The sequence below is a fragment of the Pseudomonas paralactis genome, from assembly GCF_001439735.1.
GTDB lineage: Bacteria > Pseudomonadota > Gammaproteobacteria > Pseudomonadales > Pseudomonadaceae > Aquipseudomonas > Aquipseudomonas paralactis.
Genome location: NZ_JYLN01000008.1, coordinates 163,712 through 180,660, shown reverse-complemented (window position 1 = coordinate 180,660; position 16,949 = coordinate 163,712). Strand labels below are relative to the sequence as shown.

General features: G+C 60.8%; 22 protein-coding genes. 11 read left to right on the top strand and 11 right to left on the bottom strand.

The features are described from left to right. Positions 1 to 4: 4 nt before the first annotated feature. From TX23_RS20410 to TX23_RS20385, 6 genes are all read right to left on the bottom strand, one after another. Entirely contained in the window at positions 5 to 631 is a 627-nt protein-coding gene (locus TX23_RS20410) for a response regulator transcription factor (protein ID WP_057703753.1), read from the bottom strand. 268 nt (positions 632 to 899) lie between these two features. Further along, positions 900 to 1,280 carry a response regulator gene (locus tag TX23_RS20405; protein WP_057703752.1) on the bottom strand — a complete coding sequence of 127 codons (381 nt, stop codon included), beginning with the start codon at positions 1,278 to 1,280 and terminating at the stop codon, positions 900 to 902. 169 nt (positions 1,281 to 1,449) lie between these two features. Then, positions 1,450 to 2,781, bottom strand: a complete 1,332-nt coding sequence (locus TX23_RS20400) for a deoxyguanosinetriphosphate triphosphohydrolase (RefSeq protein ID WP_057703751.1) — start codon at positions 2,779 to 2,781, stop codon at positions 1,450 to 1,452. Between the two features lie 162 nt (positions 2,782 to 2,943). Further along, complete coding sequence (locus tag TX23_RS20395) at positions 2,944 to 3,282, bottom strand: hypothetical protein (RefSeq protein WP_005786471.1); 339 nt, start codon at positions 3,280 to 3,282, stop codon at positions 2,944 to 2,946. After that, positions 3,279 to 3,683 (bottom strand): phage holin family protein, encoded by a 405-nt coding sequence (locus tag TX23_RS20390; protein ID WP_057703750.1) that lies wholly within the window; start codon positions 3,681 to 3,683, stop codon positions 3,279 to 3,281. The genes TX23_RS20395 and TX23_RS20390 overlap by 4 nt, the downstream gene beginning before the upstream one ends. Positions 3,684 to 3,685: 2 nt before the next feature. Next, positions 3,686 to 4,000: a DUF883 family protein gene (locus tag TX23_RS20385; RefSeq protein WP_005786475.1), complete on the bottom strand. Its 315-nt coding sequence runs from the start codon at positions 3,998 to 4,000 to the stop codon at positions 3,686 to 3,688. Positions 4,001 to 4,345: 345 nt separating this feature from the next. On the opposite strand from TX23_RS20385, the gene TX23_RS20380 reads away from it, so the two are divergent. Continuing rightward, entirely contained in the window at positions 4,346 to 5,554 is a 1,209-nt protein-coding gene (locus tag TX23_RS20380) for an ammonium transporter (RefSeq protein ID WP_057703749.1), read from the top strand. Here the strand turns inward: TX23_RS20380 and TX23_RS20375 are convergent. After that, complete coding sequence (locus tag TX23_RS20375) at positions 5,541 to 7,277, bottom strand: cation:proton antiporter (RefSeq protein WP_082629662.1); 1,737 nt, start codon at positions 7,275 to 7,277, stop codon at positions 5,541 to 5,543. The genes TX23_RS20380 and TX23_RS20375 overlap by 14 nt on opposite strands. Before the next feature lie 239 nt (positions 7,278 to 7,516). On the opposite strand from TX23_RS20375, the gene TX23_RS20370 reads away from it, so the two are divergent. From TX23_RS20370 to TX23_RS20360, 3 genes are all read left to right on the top strand, one after another. Further along, positions 7,517 to 7,753 carry a glutaredoxin family protein gene (locus tag TX23_RS20370; RefSeq protein ID WP_057703747.1) on the top strand — a complete coding sequence of 79 codons (237 nt, stop codon included), beginning with the start codon at positions 7,517 to 7,519 and terminating at the stop codon, positions 7,751 to 7,753. Between the two features lie 74 nt (positions 7,754 to 7,827). Beyond that, on the top strand, positions 7,828 to 8,163 hold the full coding sequence (locus TX23_RS20365) for a hypothetical protein (protein WP_003189932.1): 336 nt from the start codon (positions 7,828 to 7,830) through the stop codon (positions 8,161 to 8,163). 69 nt (positions 8,164 to 8,232) lie between these two features. Beyond that, positions 8,233 to 9,123, top strand: a complete 891-nt coding sequence (locus tag TX23_RS20360) for a pseudouridine synthase (RefSeq protein ID WP_057703746.1) — start codon at positions 8,233 to 8,235, stop codon at positions 9,121 to 9,123. A gap of 55 nt (positions 9,124 to 9,178) precedes the next feature. Here TX23_RS20360 and TX23_RS20355 read toward each other — a convergent pair whose 3' ends face one another. Next, the gene (locus TX23_RS20355; RefSeq protein WP_005786486.1) at positions 9,179 to 9,400 is read right to left on the bottom strand and encodes a YgdI/YgdR family lipoprotein; all 222 of its coding nucleotides are present in this window, start codon (positions 9,398 to 9,400) and stop codon (positions 9,179 to 9,181) included. Between the two features lie 79 nt (positions 9,401 to 9,479). Next, complete coding sequence (mobA, locus tag TX23_RS20350; RefSeq protein WP_057703850.1) at positions 9,480 to 10,082, bottom strand: molybdenum cofactor guanylyltransferase MobA; 603 nt, start codon at positions 10,080 to 10,082, stop codon at positions 9,480 to 9,482. Between the two features lie 76 nt (positions 10,083 to 10,158). On the opposite strand from mobA, the gene moaB reads away from it, so the two are divergent. Both moaB and TX23_RS20340 read left to right on the top strand, forming a co-directional pair. Beyond that, entirely contained in the window at positions 10,159 to 10,698 is a 540-nt protein-coding gene (gene moaB, locus TX23_RS20345; RefSeq protein ID WP_056857153.1) for a molybdenum cofactor biosynthesis protein B, read from the top strand. Next, positions 10,682 to 11,908: a molybdopterin molybdotransferase MoeA gene (locus TX23_RS20340; protein ID WP_057703745.1), complete on the top strand. Its 1,227-nt coding sequence runs from the start codon at positions 10,682 to 10,684 to the stop codon at positions 11,906 to 11,908. Before moaB ends, TX23_RS20340 begins: the two co-directional genes overlap by 17 nt. 163 nt (positions 11,909 to 12,071) lie before the next feature. On the opposite strand, the gene TX23_RS20335 is transcribed toward TX23_RS20340, so the two are convergent. Both TX23_RS20335 and fliK read right to left on the bottom strand, forming a co-directional pair. Then, a complete protein-coding gene (locus TX23_RS20335; protein WP_057703744.1) occupies positions 12,072 to 12,401 on the bottom strand; it encodes an EscU/YscU/HrcU family type III secretion system export apparatus switch protein in 330 nt (109 codons plus the stop codon). After that, positions 12,398 to 13,975 (bottom strand): flagellar hook-length control protein FliK, encoded by a 1,578-nt coding sequence (gene fliK / locus TX23_RS20330; RefSeq protein WP_057703849.1) that lies wholly within the window; start codon positions 13,973 to 13,975, stop codon positions 12,398 to 12,400. The genes TX23_RS20335 and fliK overlap by 4 nt, the downstream gene beginning before the upstream one ends. Positions 13,976 to 14,175: 200 nt before the next feature. On the opposite strand from fliK, the gene ccmA reads away from it, so the two are divergent. The 5 genes from ccmA to ccmE all read left to right on the top strand — a co-directional run bounded on the left by ccmA (position 14,176) and on the right by ccmE (position 16,948). Further along, the gene (gene ccmA, locus TX23_RS20325) at positions 14,176 to 14,811 is read left to right on the top strand and encodes a cytochrome c biogenesis heme-transporting ATPase CcmA (protein WP_057703743.1); all 636 of its coding nucleotides are present in this window, start codon (positions 14,176 to 14,178) and stop codon (positions 14,809 to 14,811) included. After that, positions 14,808 to 15,476, top strand: a complete 669-nt coding sequence (gene ccmB / locus TX23_RS20320; protein WP_057703848.1) for a heme exporter protein CcmB — start codon at positions 14,808 to 14,810, stop codon at positions 15,474 to 15,476. The genes ccmA and ccmB overlap by 4 nt, the downstream gene beginning before the upstream one ends. 88 nt (positions 15,477 to 15,564) lie before the next feature. Then, positions 15,565 to 16,320 (top strand): heme ABC transporter permease, encoded by a 756-nt coding sequence (locus TX23_RS20315; RefSeq protein ID WP_057703742.1) that lies wholly within the window; start codon positions 15,565 to 15,567, stop codon positions 16,318 to 16,320. Continuing rightward, on the top strand, positions 16,317 to 16,493 hold the full coding sequence (gene ccmD, locus TX23_RS20310) for a heme exporter protein CcmD (protein ID WP_003172771.1): 177 nt from the start codon (positions 16,317 to 16,319) through the stop codon (positions 16,491 to 16,493). The genes TX23_RS20315 and ccmD overlap by 4 nt, the downstream gene beginning before the upstream one ends. Beyond that, positions 16,490 to 16,948 (top strand): cytochrome c maturation protein CcmE, encoded by a 459-nt coding sequence (gene ccmE, locus TX23_RS20305; RefSeq protein ID WP_005786506.1) that lies wholly within the window; start codon positions 16,490 to 16,492, stop codon positions 16,946 to 16,948. The genes ccmD and ccmE overlap by 4 nt, the downstream gene beginning before the upstream one ends. The last annotated feature ends 1 nt before the right edge of the window (position 16,949 follow it).

Below are 16,949 nucleotides of genomic sequence, written 5' to 3'. Positions count from 1 at the left end.
TTTCTCACACTAGCGCGTTTCGTTTTGCCATCTCGATGAGTTCTACCAAGGATTTGGCTTTGAGTTTTTGCATTAACCTCTTTTTATAAGTGCTGACAGTCTTGTTGCTCAAAAACATGCCTTTGGCTATTTCCTTGTTAGTGCGCCCTTGTGCAAAAAGTTGCAAGACCATCAGTTCCCGATCGTTGACTGTCTTGAACAGCTCCAGCTCTTGTACATCCATGCCTTCCGTTCCGGGACCGTTCAAGGCCTGGCTGGGGAAGTAGTTGTAGCCGGACAGAACTGCGCGGATGGCGCTCAGCAACTCGCTCAAGTCACCTTCCTTGCACACATAGCCCTCGGCACCCGAGCGCATGCATCGCGTGGCAAACAGCGTGGGGCATTGGGCCGTGAGCACCAGGGTTTTCATCGAGGTGTTCATGGCGTTGAATCGGCACAGCACCTCAAGGCCGTCGAGTTTCGGAATGCTGATGTCGAGAATCACCAGGTCGGGAAGGCATTCGCGGACCATCTGTATCGCATCGCACCCATTGTCTGTTTCGCCGACGACCTTGTAGCCCTCATGCTCCAGCAACATTCGAATGGCAAGCCGGATTACAGGGTGGTCATCGATAATAAAAACTGAGTTCATAATCACATTCCATGCTGGTGCAAATAAAGCGGGCACATTAGCTCAGAAGATGCGGGCGCAGCATGAAGCTCACACGGAGTAAATGCAAAACAGGAAAGATCCTACATTTAATAAGGCAAAGGCCTACAAGTTATTAGGGGAGCGTTACAGGGCATATCAATAATTTAAAGCTGGCGGCACCCACAAACAGGGCCTTGGATTTTGCGACGGCCCTTATAGCGCTTTTCGTTGAAGATAATGTTTAAGTTCCTACATGAGGGGGTTAAGGTTAACCGAGTAACCTCTCCAGCTCATCTTTGTTCAGGGGCTTGGATAAGTAGCCCAGGAGTGGAAGATGTCGTTGCACGGCTTGTCTGCTCAGGTTGATCAATTCCTGCATGGGTAAGCTGCTTAACAGAATGGCGCCGGTGATAAAGCGCTGGCGGTGGGCGATTTCGATCAGTTCAAGCCCCGGCAGGTCAGGCAGGCATTGGTCACACAGCATCAGGTCGAAGGGGGGTTCGGACCGGCTCATCGTGTGTATGGCCTGCTCGGCATTTTCCACGGGTGTCAGTTGCTCGAAACCGAAGCTTTTGAGCAGGCACTGGGTGGCCAGCAGTTGAAAAGGGTGATCCTCCACCAAAAGAATACGAAGAGAGTGTCTGGGCATAAAGGTGCACACAGTGATGCAAGCGTCGATGGGGGCGGTAGGAATTGCGCGGTTGGTCCGTTAGGAGCGTGCGTGATTATTCTTCGGGCGCCTGTACGAATTCGATCAGGCCGCTCTGTTCCCATCGTAGGGCGATTCGCTTCAGGGAACAGGCCGCGTGATCGAGTCGTTATTGAGGGCTGGATCGCCCGGTCATCTCCCGTGCCATTTCAGTGGCGTAGCTGTCGGTCATACCGGCGATGAAGTCGATCATCCGCAGGAACGAGGCGTGCAGCGGCCAGGCCGGATCCGGCGCGCTATTGCCGAGCAAATCCAGTATGCGCCGATTCTTGAATGACGGCGTACGCCCGCCATGTTGTTCCAGCGCCGCGCCGCAGAACGCATTCAGCAGGATTTCCAGGGTGGTGTAGGCGCCGATTTCATGCAGCGTCTTGCGCTTGTCCTGGAAGATCTTCTTGCGCGCCATGTCCTTGGCATCCAGCACGCAGCGCTTTGCCGGGCCGTGCATATGCTCGACCAGATCGCCCGGCAGTGTGCCGGCGAGCAGGGCGTCCTGTTGTTCGACAAAGGCCTGCGCCGCCGCATTGGTCAGGTGCTCGATCGCTTTGCCGCGCAGGATCGCCAACTTGCGGCGACGGGAGTCCTGCGGGCCCAATTGGCGGTACGTCTGCGGCAGGTCATCGCCCACCAGGTCAAGCAACAACGACTCGACTTCGGCGTACTCCAGCAGCTCCATTTCCAGGCCGTCTTCCAGGTCGATCAACGCATAGCAGATGTCGTCGGCCGCCTCCATCAGATACACGAGCGGGTGACGGGCCCAGCGTTGCTCTTCAAGCTGGGGCAGGCCGAGCTTATGGGCGATCTGCTCCAGAATCGGCAGCTCGCTCTGGTAACAGCCGAACTTGTGCTTCTTGTAGCCCAGCGAGTCGGCGTGGCGGGCGGTCCAGGGGTATTTGAGGTACGTTCCCAAGGTGGCGTAGGTCAGCCGCGTGCCGCCGTCGAACTGATGGTATTCAAGTTGGGTCAGCACCCGAAAGCCCTGGGCATTGCCTTCGAAGTTGAGAAAGTCATTGCGTTCGGCACCGCTCATGTCATCCAGCCAGCCGCGCCCGGCGGCCTGTTGGAACCAGTGGCGAATCGCGTCTTCTCCGGAGTGTCCAAATGGCGGGTTGCCGATGTCGTGGGCCAGGCAAGCGGACTGCACCACCATGCCCAGGTCGCTCGGGTCGCACCAGTCGGGCAGGGCATCGCGCAGGGTTTCGCCCACGCGCATCCCCAGGGAGCGGCCGACGCAGCTGACTTCCAGCGAGTGGGTCAGGCGCGTGTGGATATGGTCGTTGCTCGATACCGGATGCACTTGGGTCTTGCGGCCCAGGCGCCGGAACGCGCCGGAGAAAATAATGCGGTCGTGGTCTTTGTGAAAGGGGCTGCGACCCAGTTCTTCAGGGCTGTGCAGGGGTTTTCCCAGACGTTCGCGATTCAGCAGGGTGGGCCAATCCAAGGCAACTACTCTCCGGTCGGTGAATGACATCCGCCAGCTTCCCGTTTCCGGCGTGGCGGAGCAAGCAAAAATCTACAGGTCGGTGGCGCGGGCGAAAAAAGGCCCGGCACTCGTTGACGAGGGCCGGGCCACTGGTATCGGCAAGCTAAGAGCCGGCAAGGTTTAACCTTTGCGCGAGCCTTGCATGGCCAGTTTGATCAACGGGATCAACCCGGCACCCAGCCGCACCAGGCGCGTCACGCTGCTGATGCTGCCGCCCTTGGCGCCTTTGCCGGTGAAAAAGCCCATCAGCGTTACCGCGGCCACGCCCCACAGTGGCGCGTGCTTGATGCCCAGGCTGTCCTGCCAGTTGTGGCGCATGTTGCGCATTTTCTGCAGGGGGGCCATGAGTTGCTGGGACTCATGGCGGATTTCCTGGCGATGCATTTCCATGCGAAGACGGATCAGCGTTTTGCGCATTTCCCGGCGGGAGGTGTTTTTCGGGATCTCGGTCATGCTCATGGCAACAGGCGCTCCCGGTCGTTGGCCAGCTCTTCGAGCGTGGCGTGGAAGGGCGTGGATTCATCGAACACTGCCGCTTTCAAGCGCACACCGCAGAAAGCTGCGGCCAGGCTATAGAACACGCAAAGGCAGATGATCCCCGTCAGGCGGTAGCCGGTATCCCACACCAGGATCATTACCAGCGTCGACAGCCCCACCAGCAACAGCAGGGCAAACACCAACGCCAGCCCGGCGAACAACAACAGGCTGACAGTGCGGGCCTTTTGCTCCTGCAACTCGATGCCAAACAACTCGACATGGCTGTGCAGCAAGCCCAGCACAGCGGCGCCCAGGCGTCGGGAGGTGGAACTGCTTCCTGAAGAGTGCGCGCTCGTGGATGAGCTGGATTCGCCGATAGACATGATTAGCGCCTTGTAGCCAGCAGGCCGATCAAAAAGCCTACGCCGGCAGCGATGCCGACGGACTGCCATGGGTTGGCTTGCACGTAGTCTTCGGTGGCGGTAATCGCCGCCTGACCGCGCTCGCGCAGGGAGTCTTCGGTCAGTTGCAAGGTCTCGCGGGCCTTGAGCAGGCTCTCGTGGATCTTGGTGCGCAACTCGTCGGCCTGATCGCCGGCCAGCACTGCGGTGTCGTCCAGCAACCTTTCGGTATCACTGACCAGGGTTTGAAAATCCGCCATCAGTATCTCTTGAGCAGTCTTTGCTGTTTTACCGGCCATGGTTGTCTCCGTGTGTGGCTGATCTGTACGTGTGGTTTCGAGTCGCGGCGTTCGCTGAAGGTTCACTGCAATTGTGTGGTACAGCTTTTGCTTTGCCTTGGTGCGCAGGCTGTATGGCCCGCGCTGAATATGGGCGGTCGTGGCGCAAGCCTTGAAAAACCTTACCCTAAATAACTTAAACCCGCGGAAAAACCCTGTCGGCAACGGCCGGTTGTGTTGATCGCTGCGCTAAAGCGGTTCACGCCCTCCCAAGAGGGGCGAAGCCGGTGGTACCCATTTAGTGCGCCAACCTTCGGCTTGAACCGTTTTGGTGCTTTTTGCCTTGATGCAGGCCTGCCAACCTCCATGGAAAATCTGCAAAGTGCGGTGGATACACTGATCCACAGCTCCAACACCCTGTTTATCCTGATTGGTGCGGTCATGGTCCTGGCCATGCACGCCGGCTTTGCCTTCCTTGAAGTCGGCACGGTGCGCCAGAAGAATCAGGTCAACGCCTTGTCGAAAATCCTCAGCGATTTCGCCATCTCCACCCTGGCCTATTTCTTTATAGGCTATTGGATCTCATACGGTGTGAGCTTCATGCAACCGGCGGCCGTCATCAGCGCCGATCATGGCTACGGCCTGGTGAAGTTTTTCTTCCTGCTGACCTTCGCCGCGGCGATTCCGGCGATCATTTCCGGCGGCATCGCCGAACGTGCGAAGTTTGCGCCGCAGTTGTGCGCCACCGCGCTGATCGTGGCGTTTATCTATCCGTTCTTCGAGGGCATGGTGTGGAACGGCAATTTCGGTCTGCAAGCCTGGCTGCTTGCACGCTTTGGCGCCAGCTTTCACGATTTTGCCGGCTCTGTGGTGGTGCACGCCATGGGCGGCTGGCTGGCGCTGGCGGCGGTGTTGCTGTTGGGCCCGCGCAACGGACGTTATCGCGAAGGGCGCCTGGTAGCGTTTGCACCGTCGAGCATCCCGTTCCTGGCGCTGGGGTCGTGGATCCTGATCGTAGGCTGGTTCGGCTTTAACGTGATGAGCGCGCAAACCCTCAACGGGGTCAGCGGTTTGGTGGCCGTCAACTCGTTGATGGCCATGGTGGGCGGCACCGTTGCCGCGTTGGTGATTGGCCGTAATGACCCTGGGTTTCTGCACAACGGTCCCCTGGCCGGGCTGGTGGCGATCTGCGCAGGCTCCGACCTGATGCATCCGGTGGGCGCGCTGGTCACCGGTGTGGTCGCAGGCGGCTTGTTTGTGTGGTGCTTTATCGCCGCCCAGGCGCGCTGGAGAATCGACGATGTGCTGGGTGTATGGCCGTTGCATGGCTTGTGTGGCGTGTGGGGCGGTATCGCCTGTGGGATCTTCGGGCAGGCCGCCCTGGGCGGGCTGGGCGGCGTCAGCCTGATCAGCCAGTTGATCGGCACCGGCCTGGGTGTGACGGTGGCGTTTGGCGGCGGCTTGCTGGTGTACGGCGTGATCAAGCGCGTGCAAGGGCTGCGCTTGAGCCAGGAAGAGGAGTATTACGGCGCGGATTTGTCGATCCACAAGATCGGTGCGGTCAGTCAGGATTGATCGGCGCTTGCTCATCAGGATGTGGCGGCGGATAAAACCCGTGCAACAGGCGATAGCGGTTCTGCCGCACTTCATCCACCCGCGCCTGTACCTGTTGGTCCGGCAGGCCCAGCAGGATCAGGGCGTGGGAAGCGAGCATCAGGCTTGACTCAAGCAACTCGGGCACCACTTCACTGGCCCCCGCGGCCTTGAGTTCAGCCAACTGGCTGTCATCGCGGGTGCGCACCAGGATCGGCACCTGGGGGTTGATCCGTCGCGCTTCCTTGAGCACCACCAGGGCGACATCGCTGTTGTCGACGGCGATCACTACCAATCGTGATCGCTCCAGGCCAACGGCACTGAGCAAGGCACCCCGGCGGCAGTCGCCGTAATGCACGCTGCTCTCCTCGGTGGCGGCGTCCTGCACCCGCTCGGGGTCGTCATCCAGGGCAATAAATGCCTGGTGTTCACGACGTAAAAACCGCCCGATCGACTGTCCCACGCGACCATAACCGCAAATCACCACGTGCCCGTGCAACTGGGCGTTGAGCGCGGTGATGTGTTCCAGATGCACTTGCTGGTTGGGTTTGCGATGCAGGCGCAGGGCAATGGCCGGTGCTGCACGCAACAGCAGTGGCGTCAACAGCATCGAGCAGAACGTGGCGGCCAATAGCAGGCCGTTGAACTCATCCGGAATCAACCGGCTCTGCTGCATCTGCGCCATCAGCGCGAAACAAAACTCGCCACCCTGGGCCAGGGCCAGGCCGCTGCGCCAGGCGGTTTCAGTGTCGCTGCCACGCAGCTTGACCAGTACGCCCACCACGCAGCCTTTGACCAGCATCAGCGCAAGGGTCAGGCCGAGGATCAACAGGCTGTGGCTGATGAACAACTGCAGGTCGATCAACATGCCGATGCTGACGAAAAAAAGCCCCAGCAGAATGTCGCGAAACGGTCGTATATCCGCCTCGATCTGATGCCGATAATGACTTTCGCCCAGCAACATACCGGCCAGAAACGCGCCGAGGGCAGGGGACAGGCCGAGCAGGTGGGTGAGCCAGGCGGTGAGCAACACAATCACCAGCGCCAGCAGTACAAACAACTCCGCCGAATGGGACGCGGCGACTTCATGGAACAACCGCGGCAGCAACCAGCGGCTGGCGAACAACAGGCCGACGAACAACACCACGGTTTTGCCCAGGGTCAGCGGCAATGCCCAGTACCAGGCTTGGTCACCGGTACCGGCAAACACCGGCACCAGAGTCAGCAGCAAGACCGCTACCACGTCCTGGAACAGCAGCACGCCTATCGCATTCTGGCCGTGGCTGCTGAAGATCTCCCCCAGGCTGGTCAACTCCTTGCTGACGATGGCCGTGGAAGACAACGCCAACCCTGCGCCCAGCAACAGCGCGATGCCCGGCGACAGGCCAAAGCCCATCAATAAGCCACCCAGCAGCACACCACAGCCCAACACTTGCAGGCTGCCCAGGCCGAAGACCACGCGGCGCAGGGCGAGCATTTTCGTCAGGGAAAACTCCAGGCCCAGGGAAAACAGCAGGAATACCACCCCCATCTCGGCCAGGTCCGGCAGGTCCTCGTTGTCGTTTACCCAGTCCAGCGCGGTCGGCCCCACCGCCAGACCCACGCACAGATAACCCAATACCGGCGGCAGTTGCAGCCGGCGAAACAGCGCAATCACCACCAGGGATGAGGCCAGAATAATCAGCAAGTTGGCAAACACAGGCATCTCCGTTGCAGGGTGGCGGGCAAAAAGCCGCGAGAATCGCTGAATCAGTTATAGGCCATGGTGACCTGGGTCAGATTTTTTGCACTGTAGGAGCGAGCTTGCTCGCGAAAAGCGTCAACGATAACGCGGGGTTCCTGAATGAACGCGGCGCGCGGGAGTTTTTCGCGAGCAACCTCGCTCCTACAAGGGGCTTGTTGGGCTTAGAATGGAGGCCTGTTTTTTGATCGAGTCCTTTCATCATGCTTCCTGAATGCCAGCTGTTCGGCACCCTGGGTTGCCATCTATGTGAGATTGCCGAAGCCGAAATCATGCCGCTCGTCGAACACGGGTTGCTGGTGGAGTTGGTGCATATCACCGACCCCGATGACCTGACAGACGACTACGGCCTGCGGATTCCGGTGCTTCGCCGTATGGACACCGGGGCGGAACTGGACTGGCCGTTTGACACCGATCAGGTTGTCGCCTTCCTGCGCTGACGTTTATGCGATGGCGGGTTTCCCAATATTACGTTACTGTATATTCGTACAGCGATTGAATAGAGGGAACGCCCGTGGTGAATGTTGAACAATTGAAAAGCAGCGTCAATCGCATGTCCGCCGACGTGGTGCGCGACGCGGTTAACGAGCTGCGCCTCGATGGGCTGGTCACGGAAGGCAAGACGCCCTTCAACAAAGTGCATTTCAACACCTGCTTTGCGGAAATCGAAGCGCTGTTCCAGCGTGCCGGTTATCACAAGCAACTGGATGTGGTGGGTTATCAGGGCTTGCTCTACGCGCTTTATGATCCGGGCCGTTGGGAAGCGGTGGATGTACTGCGCTGGCTCAAGGAGTTCACCGAGGCGGCCAGTGCTTCTCCGGTCCTGCGGGCACAATTGGCCAAGGCCTGAGATAGGCTCTAGGCAATCGTGCTCCATACGGGATAATGCCCGCCTGTTTTCCAGGCTTCGAGCATCTGTATGTCCACTTCCGGTTTTTCCGCCGCCCAGCACCAAGCCAGCACGTTGTATCTGCCCCCGGGCCCGTGGGCAACGGTAATCGACTGCCTGTGCGATCACTTCCCGGCCATTGGCCGTGAGCAGTGGCTGGACCGCGTTGCGCGGGGGCGAGTGCTGGATATCAACGGCAGCCCGATCAGCCTGGGCCTGGCCTACAAGGAAGGCCTGTGCATCTATTACTTTCGCGAAGTACCCAACGAAAAAGTGATTCCGGTACAGGAAACCATCCTGTACGCCGATGAACACCTGGTGGTGGCGGACAAGCCGCATTTCCTGCCGGTGACTCCCGCCGGCGAGTACGTTGAGCAAACACTGCTGCGTCGCCTGATCCGGCGCCTGGACAACCCCGCCCTGGTGCCGCTGCATCGCATCGACCGGCACACGGCGGGGCTGGTGCTGTTCTCGGCCAACCCGCAAAGCCGCTCGGCGTATCAGCAACTGTTTCCCACGCGGCGTATCGACAAATTCTACGAGGCCATCGCCCCGGCCTTGCCGAACTTGAGCTTTCCCCTGGTACATAAAAGCCGCCTGGTCGATGGCGAACCGTTCTTTCGTATGCAGGAAGGGCCGGGCGCCAGCAACACCGAGACGGCCGTTGAAGTACGCGAGAAAAACGGCGATTTATGGCGCTACGGCCTGTTCCCGGTGACCGGCAAGAAACACCAGTTGCGTGTACACATGACGGCCCTCGGGGCGAGCATCTGCAATGACCCGTTCTATCCCGAGGTGATCAAGGATGCGCAGGACGACTACGCCCACCCCCTCAAGTTGCTGGCCCAGGGCGTGCGGTTTATTGACCCGGTAACTGCCCAAGAGCGCAGTTTTCGCAGCGCCATCACCCTCGACTGGTAAACGCCGCAAACAACAAGGCCCGCGCGAAGCGGGCCTTGTTGGCAAGCGTTAAGACTTACAGGTCTTTAACGGTGCGAACCTGATCTTTGTTGATACGGGTGCGCTTGCCGTCAAGCTGTTGGAATTCGTAGAAACCCGAATCTTCGTCAAACTTGGGGGTGTCGACGGCCTGGATTTCGCGACCGTCATTCAGGGTGATCACTGTTGGCGAAGCGCAACCGGCGAGGGTGGCGAGGCCCAGTGCAAGCATGAGAGCGGCGATGGTCCGTTGAGTCATGAGTTTGTCTCCGAGAAAATACTTTTAAATTGCTGACCTTGTGACGTATGGGACGTCGGCAAAGTTCCTTGTGAAAGGCTCATTCTGACACGCCAGCCCGTGGGTGCAACAGTTCGGGCGTATTAAGATTGGCCAGGCGCGGGTCATCGGCCGGGCATTCCAGGCCGACGCCACCCAGTTGCAGCAGGACCTTGCGCGGGCTGCGTTCACCCGCTTGCCAGGCCCGTTCCACCTGATCTTTCAGGCCCGTTGGGATAATGCACAGCAACGGTTCCCAGAACTCGCCATGACGCACCATGACCGGAACCCGCAGGTTGCGTTGGGCAATCTGACGCAAGTCGGCCAGCAGTCGCGCATCGATCTGCGGCACATCGCACGGCAAGATCAGCAGATGCTCGTGCCGTGCGGCGAGCAGTCCCGCGCGGATGCCGGCAAGCGGGCCGGGAAAGTCCGGGCTGTCATCGCTCACCAGTTGGTCGGCATAGGGAGCGTAGCGTTCCAGGTTGCGATTGCACGAGATGATCAGGTCATCCGTGAGCGGGCGGACCAGCCGTTGCAGGTGGGCGATCAAGGGCTGGCCTTGCCACTCCAGCAAGCCTTTGTCCTGGCCGCCCATGCGTTGGCCGCGACCACCGGCCAACAACAGGATCGAACACGGCAGGGATGAAAATTCAGGCGTCATGATGGTTGCGCTGCGGCAGGTAAACAGGGGCCTGTGATATAACATCGGGCTGTTCCTTCGACAACCGGACCGTGCCATGAAAGCCAAGGCCGATGCGCCCTTTGTACCCCTGAATATTGCTGTTTTGACCGTCAGCGACACCCGCACCCTGGACACCGACACCTCCGGCCAGGTGTTCGTCGATCGCCTGACTGCCGCCGGCCACAACCTGGCCGAGCGCGTGCTGCTCAAGGACGACCTCTACAAGATTCGCGCCCAGGTGGCCCACTGGATCGCCGAAGACGTGGTGCAAGTGGTGCTGATCACTGGCGGCACCGGTTTTACCGGCCGTGACAGCACCCCTGAAGCGGTGAGTTGCCTGCTCGACAAGCAGGTCGATGGCTTCGGCGAACTGTTCCGTCAGATCTCCGTGGCTGATATCGGCACCTCCACCGTGCAATCGCGCGCCCTGGCCGGCCTGGCCAATGGCACTCTGGTGTGCTGCCTGCCTGGCTCCACCAATGCCGTGCGCACCGGTTGGGACGGCATCCTCGCCGAGCAACTGGATAATCGCCACCGCCCGTGCAACTTCGTCCCGCATTTGAAGCAGGCCGAGCCGTGTGAATCCCGTGGATAAGCCGGGCAAAACCGGCGCACTGATGCCGGTGGAAGAGGCCTTGCAGCGGCTGCTCGTCATGGCGCAATCGGCGCCGATCCAGGTGCAGCAAACGCTGCCCCTGGCGCAGTGCGATGGCCGGGTACTGGCCCAGGACCTGATCTCGACGCTCGATCTGCCGCCGTGGCCCAACAGTGCCATGGACGGCTACGCCGTGCGTGTGGCGGACTGGACCGGCGAACCGCTGGTGGTGAGCCAGCGCATTTTCGCCGGCACGGCGCCTGAGCCGTTGGCGGACGGCACCTGCGCACGGATCTTTACCGGCGCGCCGGTGCCCGAAGGCGCAGACTGCGTGCAAATGCAGGAAAACGCCGTGGTGCACGCCGACCAGCGCGTGAGTTTCACCGAGCCGCTCCGGGAGGGCGACAACATCCGACCACAGGGCCAGGAAACCACGGTGGGTGAGTGCGTACTCAGCGCCGGAACTCGCCTGGGGCCTATCGAGTTGGGCCTGGCGGCGTCCCTGGGGCGGGATCGGCTCGACGTGGTACGCCCCCCGCGCGTGGCCGTGCTGTCTACCGGCGATGAACTGATCGAGCCAGGGTTGCCGCTGGGCCCGGGGCAGATCTACAACAGCAACCGTCGCGTGCTGTGCAGCTGGCTGGCGCGCATGGGCTGTGAAGTGATCGATGCCGGGATTCTGCCGGATGATCTGGAACAGACTCGCACGTGTCTGGCGGGTCTGGGCAGCGTTGACCTGATTCTGTCTACCGGCGGTGTGTCGGTGGGCGAAGCGGACTTCCTTGGCATTGCCCTGCGTGAAGAGGGCGAACTGGCGCTGTGGAAGCTGGCGATCAAGCCGGGCAAACCGCTGACCTTCGGGCATTTTCGTGGCGTGCCGGTGATCGGCCTGCCGGGTAACCCGGCCTCGACGCTGGTGACCTTTGCACTGTTGGCGCGCCCGTACCTGCTGCGCCGCCAAGGCGTTGCGCAGGTGGAACCGCTGCGTTTCGAGGTGTCGGCAGGCTTCGACTGGCCCAAGCCTGGTAATCGCCGCGAATACCTGCGCGGGCGTATCGAGCAGGGCAAGGCGATTATCTATCGCAACCAGAGCTCCGGGGTGCTGCGCAGTGCGGCGTGGGCCGAAGGGTTTGTGGAGGTGATGGAAGGGACCACATTGGCCGTTGGCGACCGGGTCAATTTCATTCCCCTGAGCGAAGTCTTGAACTGAACACAGATCAAAAATGTGGCTGGCTCCAAAGGGGCAGGGGCCAGCACTAACCCCTGTAGGAGCGAGCTTGCTCGCGAAAAAAACCTGGGCGCCGCGGTTATTCAGAAAACACGCGTCATCGTTGAGGTTTTTCGCGAGCAAGCTCGCTCCTACAGAGGGCTATTCAGTAATCGTCGCCACGCTCAGTGACATCCCGCTCCACCGGCCCCGCATCCGGGTCGTAGCCCACCGGGAACTTGCCTTTCAACGTCCATGCAAACGCGATGATCTCGGCGATCGTGCGGTACAACTCTTCAGGAATACTGTCCCCCAATTCCATGCGCGCCAGCAGCTTCACCAGCTCGGCGTTTTCATAGATCGGCACTTCGTTTTCCCGTGCCAGTTTGAGGATGGCTTCGGCCAGGGCGTCATCGCCCTTGGCGGTCAGGGTGGGGGCCTGTTGGCCGTCGTACTTGAGGGCGATGGCCTGGCGAGGTGGGGCGGTGTTCTTCATGCAGTTTCATCCACCCAGCGTTGTTCCAATCCGGTTTTTGGCCCGCGTGGCGGGGTGCCCAGGTGGCAATCCAGGTCGCCGACGTTAAGTCCGGATGACACCAGGCGCTCGCGCAGGCTGCCCAAGTGGCTTTCGATCAGGCTGGCGGTGAAAGGGCGACTGGCCCACAACTGGCTGGACAGTTTGCCCTGGGACAGTTGCGCCTGAACTTGCAACGGCCCCAGCGGCTCCATGTCGAAGGCCAGTTCGACGCGCCAAAGCATCTGTTTCGGGTCCTTTTTATCCTTGCGCTCGGGCTGGTCCTTATCGGGCGCCGGTTCCTCGCGCTGAAACTTGACCTGCAACGGCACGATGTCCTGCAGAGTGCGCATGGGGATTTCCAACTGCCAGGTGGTTTGCAGGCGGCCATCGGCGGTGGTGCCGGTCTGTTCCAGGCTCGACAGTTGATGGCTCTGCAAGCGCGAGATCGCCCCGGCGGCCAGGCGCAGCAGGTTTTCCAGATCGCCTTCGCCTTCCAGTTTCGCCATCAGCCGCTCCGGCAGCGGGAAACCGGCGGGTATCTGCCGAGCGCCGACCTGGCCGAGGGTGTTCAACGGGCTGCGCACAAAGTGCGGCAGCACCTGAGCCAGAGTATTGGCGGCGAGGATCGCGTTCAGGTTGGTGTTGGCGGGCAGGGCGGGCAGCAGGTCCGCGACCAGGCGCAACAGTGCGCCTTTCATGTCCAGCGGTGGTATTTGCGGGTTCTGCCCGGCGAGTAATTTGGCTTCCAGGAAGGCGCCACTGTTTTGCACCACTTGCGCCAGTACCTTGGGATTGCTGACTTGCGCCAGATCGGGCAAGGCCGCCAATAAACGCTCGGCAGCGCCCCGCAGTTCGGCCGAGGTACTGTCGCCACGGGGCAGGTTCTGCAGAGCGGAGAACACCGCATCCAGCGAGCCTTGGCGGCTTTGCTGGGTGGCCAGTTGCTGCGTCACGGCCAGTTGGTCTTTCAACCCGCTCAGCGGCACAAAGTTCAGGGTTTGCGCGTTCTGCACCACGGCACTGAGCAAGCTGCCGACCCGCAGGGGTTGAGGGCTTTCCAACGTCAGCGTGGTACCGGCCAGGGCGTTATTGAGCACACTCACCAGTGAGCGATAGATCGCTGGTTGCGCGGTGCCTTGAGGCAGCATCTGAGTGGTCAGCACCTTGGCTTGCAGCAGCGTGCCCACCGGCATTTGGGTGGTGTCCAGGCGGGTGAGGGCGGCCACGTTGGCACTCATCGCTTGCTGCAAGCTGATGGCCAGGTTGCCCGCAGGCGTTTGGCTCACTGCCACATTGCTGCCCAGCGGCAGGGGCTGGGCACTGCTGGCCTGCACCAGGGTCTGGCGGCCGCCTGCGAGGGTCAACTTGAGCAATAACTGAAAGGCTTCGCCGCCTTGTTTAAGTGCGATGACCTCGGCGTTTACAGTTTTCCCAGGGTCGATCAACCCGGCCTGCGGCTCCAGCAGTTTGAGCAACGCGCCGGCCCCGGACAGTGGAGCAGGCCCGGGCGCGGAGGTGGGTGGCAGTGGGGGAAGATTGATCTCACCGGTCATCGTGCGCATCGTCTCTGGGGAAATTGCCCTCTTTAGAGTAGGGCATCGCATGTATAATGCCGCCCGTCTGCAAAGAGAGCGGTAAAAACCTCACAACTATTTGATCCAGCTCTCTAAAATCGGTCGCCAAAGTCGTTATTGTGCATCTCTCTATAACGGCCGCTGCACCGCCGACTTGAACCGTAAAGGCCCGCGATCTCTTGACCAGCCCTCTTCTTGAAGCCGTAGCGCTTGCCTGTGAACGCGACCTGCGCCTGTTGTTCGAGCAACTCGACCTGCGGCTGGCGGGTGGCGACATGGTGCAAATCAGCGGCCCCAATGGCAGCGGCAAGACCAGTCTGCTGCGCCTGCTGGCCGGTTTGATGCAGCCCACGGCGGGTGTTGTTCGGCTCAATGGCAAACCCTTGCACGAACAGCGTACGGAGCTTGCGCGCAACCTGATCTGGATCGGCCACGCCGCCGGCATCAAGGATGTGCTCACCGCTGAAGAAAACCTCAGCTGGCTCAGCGCCCTGCATCACCCTGCTACCCGCGAGGCCATCTGGCAGGCCCTGGCCGCCGTTGGCCTCAAGGGTTTTGAAGATGTGCCCTGCCACACGTTGTCCGCCGGCCAGCAGCGCCGCGTGGCCCTGGCGCGTTTGTACCTGCCCGGCCCGCCGCTGTGGATTCTCGACGAACCCTTCACCGCGCTCGACAAACAAGGCGTAGCCCAACTCGAAGAACACCTGACCCGGCACTGCGAGCAGGGCGGCCTGGTGGTGCTCACTACCCATCACACCCTGGCGCGCAAGCCTGGCGGTTACCGGGAGCTGGATCTGGGGCGGTGGTCGGCATGAGTGTGTTTGCCTTGTTGGTGGCCCGTGAAGCGCGGCTGTTGTGCCGTCGCCCGGCTGAACTGGCCAACCCGCTGGTGTTCTTTGCGATCGTGATCGCGCTGTTCCCGTTGGCGGTCGGCCCGGAGACTAAACTGTTGCAAACCTTGTCCCCAGGGCTGGTGTGGGTAGCGGCGCTTTTATCGGTGCTGCTCTCGCTGGACGGGCTGTTTCGCAGTGATTTCGAAGACGGTTCCCTGGAACAGTGGGTCCTTTCGTCGCACCCCCTGCCACTTCTGGTACTGGCCAAGGTACTGGCACACTGGGCTTTTTCCGGCTTGGCGCTAGTCTTGCTCTCGCCGCTGCTGGCGATGATGCTGGGTTTGCCTGTTCAATGCCTGCCCGTGTTGCTGGTGTCCTTGTTACTCGGTACGCCGGTGCTCAGCCTGTTGGGGGCGGTGGGCGCAGCGTTGACCGTCGGCTTGAAACGGGGTGGCCTGTTGCTGGCCCTGTTGATTCTGCCTTTGTATATCCCGGTGTTGATCCTGGGCAGCGGCGCTTTGCAAGCCGCGCTTATGGGGATGCCGGCGACCGGTTACCTCTTGTGGCTTGGTAGCCTGACCGCCCTGGCGGTAACCCTGACACCCTTTGCTATAGCCGCCGGCCTGAAAATCAGCGTCGGTGAATAATGAGGTCTGACTCGGCGTTAATGACGTTGAGTCAGTAAAGACCCTAAGCTTTTCGCCACGACGAAAAGCACCCGTGATGGAAACTGCAATGAACTGGACCTGGTTTCACAAGCTCGGCTCGCCCAAATGGTTTTATGGCATCAGTGGCAAGCTGCTGCCATGGTTGAGCATCGCCGCCGTGTTGCTGATCGGCATCGGCCTGGTCTGGGGCCTGGCCTTCGCGCCGCCGGACTACCAGCAAGGCAACAGCTTTCGCATCATTTATATCCACGTCCCTGCCGCGATGCTGGCTCAGTCCTGCTACGTGATGCTGGCGGTGTGCGGCATCGTCGGCCTGGTGTGGAAGATGAAGCTGGCCGACGTGGCCCTGCAATGCGCGGCGCCCATCGGGGCGTGGATGACCGCCGTGGCGCTGGTCACCGGGGCGATCTGGGGCAAGCCGACCTGGGGCTCATGGTGGGTGTGGGATGCACGCCTGACCTCGATGCTGATCCTGCTGTTCCTGTATTTCGGCCTGATTGCCCTGGGCAACGCCATCAGCAACCGTGACAGCGCCGCCAAGGCCTGCGCGGTGCTGGCGATTGTCGGCGTGATCAACATCCCGATCATCAAGTACTCGGTGGAGTGGTGGAACACCCTGCACCAGGGCGCCACCTTCACCCTCACCGAGAAACCGGCGATGCCCGTTGAAATGTGGGCGCCGTTGCTACTGATGGTGCTGGGCTTCTACTGTTTCTTCGGCGCCGTACTGCTGCTGCGTATGCGTCTTGAGGTGCTCAAGCGTGAAGCCCGTACCAGTTGGGTGAAAGCCGAAGTGCAAGACTGCCTGGGAGCACGTGGATGAGTTTTGCTTCTTTCAGTGATTTTCTCGCCATGGGCCACCACGGCCTGTATGTCTGGACGGCCTATGGCATCTGCCTCGCGGTGCTGGCCCTCAACGTCGCCGCGCCGATCCTGGCCCGCAAGCGTTACCTGCAACAAGAGGCGCGACGTCTGCGCCGGGAGACCGAAAAGTGAATCCGCTGCGTAGAAAGCGTCTGTTGATCATCCTTGCCATCCTGGTCGGCGTCGGCATTGCCGTGGGCCTGGCCTTGAGCGCTCTGCAGCAGAACATCAATCTGTTCTACACCCCAACCCAGATCGCCAACGGTGAAGCCCCGCTGGATACGCGCATCCGCGCCGGCGGCATGGTAGAGCAGGGCTCGTTGAAACGTTCCGGCGATTCTCTGGACGTGACCTTCGTGGTCACCGACTTCAACAAGGCCGTGACCATTACCTACCGCGGCATCCTCCCGGACCTGTTCCGCGAAGGCCAGGGCATCGTCGCCCTGGGCAAACTCAACGCTGACGGTGTGGTAGTGGCGGACGAAGTGCTGGCCAAGCACGATGAAAAATACATGCCGCCCGAGGTCACCAAGGCCTTGAAAGACAGCGGCCAATCCGCGCCGGCAACTCCAGCCAAGGAGGGCTAAG

Excerpts from the sequence above, each read along its gene's own strand:
- TX23_RS20370 (WP_057703747.1), top strand. The coding sequence starts at position 7,517 with ATGCTTCCTGAATGCCAGCTGTTCGGCACCCTGGGTTGCCATCTATGT.
- fliK (WP_057703849.1), bottom strand. The coding sequence starts at position 13,975 with ATGACCGGTGAGATCAATCTTCCCCCACTGCCACCCACCTCCGCGCCC.
- TX23_RS20355 (WP_005786486.1), bottom strand. The coding sequence starts at position 9,400 with ATGACTCAACGGACCATCGCCGCTCTCATGCTTGCACTGGGCCTCGCC.
- TX23_RS20410 (WP_057703753.1), bottom strand. The coding sequence starts at position 631 with ATGAACTCAGTTTTTATTATCGATGACCACCCTGTAATCCGGCTTGCC.
- ccmB (WP_057703848.1), top strand. The coding sequence starts at position 14,808 with ATGAGTGTGTTTGCCTTGTTGGTGGCCCGTGAAGCGCGGCTGTTGTGC.
- TX23_RS20380 (WP_057703749.1), top strand. The coding sequence starts at position 4,346 with ATGGAAAATCTGCAAAGTGCGGTGGATACACTGATCCACAGCTCCAAC.
- TX23_RS20385 (WP_005786475.1), bottom strand. The coding sequence starts at position 4,000 with ATGGCCGGTAAAACAGCAAAGACTGCTCAAGAGATACTGATGGCGGAT.
- moaB (WP_056857153.1), top strand. The coding sequence starts at position 10,159 with ATGAAAGCCAAGGCCGATGCGCCCTTTGTACCCCTGAATATTGCTGTT.
- TX23_RS20315 (WP_057703742.1), top strand. The coding sequence starts at position 15,565 with ATGAACTGGACCTGGTTTCACAAGCTCGGCTCGCCCAAATGGTTTTAT.
- TX23_RS20335 (WP_057703744.1), bottom strand. The coding sequence starts at position 12,401 with ATGAAGAACACCGCCCCACCTCGCCAGGCCATCGCCCTCAAGTACGAC.
- TX23_RS20395 (WP_005786471.1), bottom strand. The coding sequence starts at position 3,282 with ATGAGCATGACCGAGATCCCGAAAAACACCTCCCGCCGGGAAATGCGC.
- TX23_RS20375 (WP_082629662.1), bottom strand. The coding sequence starts at position 7,277 with ATGCCTGTGTTTGCCAACTTGCTGATTATTCTGGCCTCATCCCTGGTG.
- TX23_RS20405 (WP_057703752.1), bottom strand. The coding sequence starts at position 1,280 with ATGCCCAGACACTCTCTTCGTATTCTTTTGGTGGAGGATCACCCTTTT.
- ccmD (WP_003172771.1), top strand. The coding sequence starts at position 16,317 with ATGAGTTTTGCTTCTTTCAGTGATTTTCTCGCCATGGGCCACCACGGC.
- mobA (WP_057703850.1), bottom strand. The coding sequence starts at position 10,082 with ATGACGCCTGAATTTTCATCCCTGCCGTGTTCGATCCTGTTGTTGGCC.
- TX23_RS20390 (WP_057703750.1), bottom strand. The coding sequence starts at position 3,683 with ATGTCTATCGGCGAATCCAGCTCATCCACGAGCGCGCACTCTTCAGGA.
- TX23_RS20360 (WP_057703746.1), top strand. The coding sequence starts at position 8,233 with ATGTCCACTTCCGGTTTTTCCGCCGCCCAGCACCAAGCCAGCACGTTG.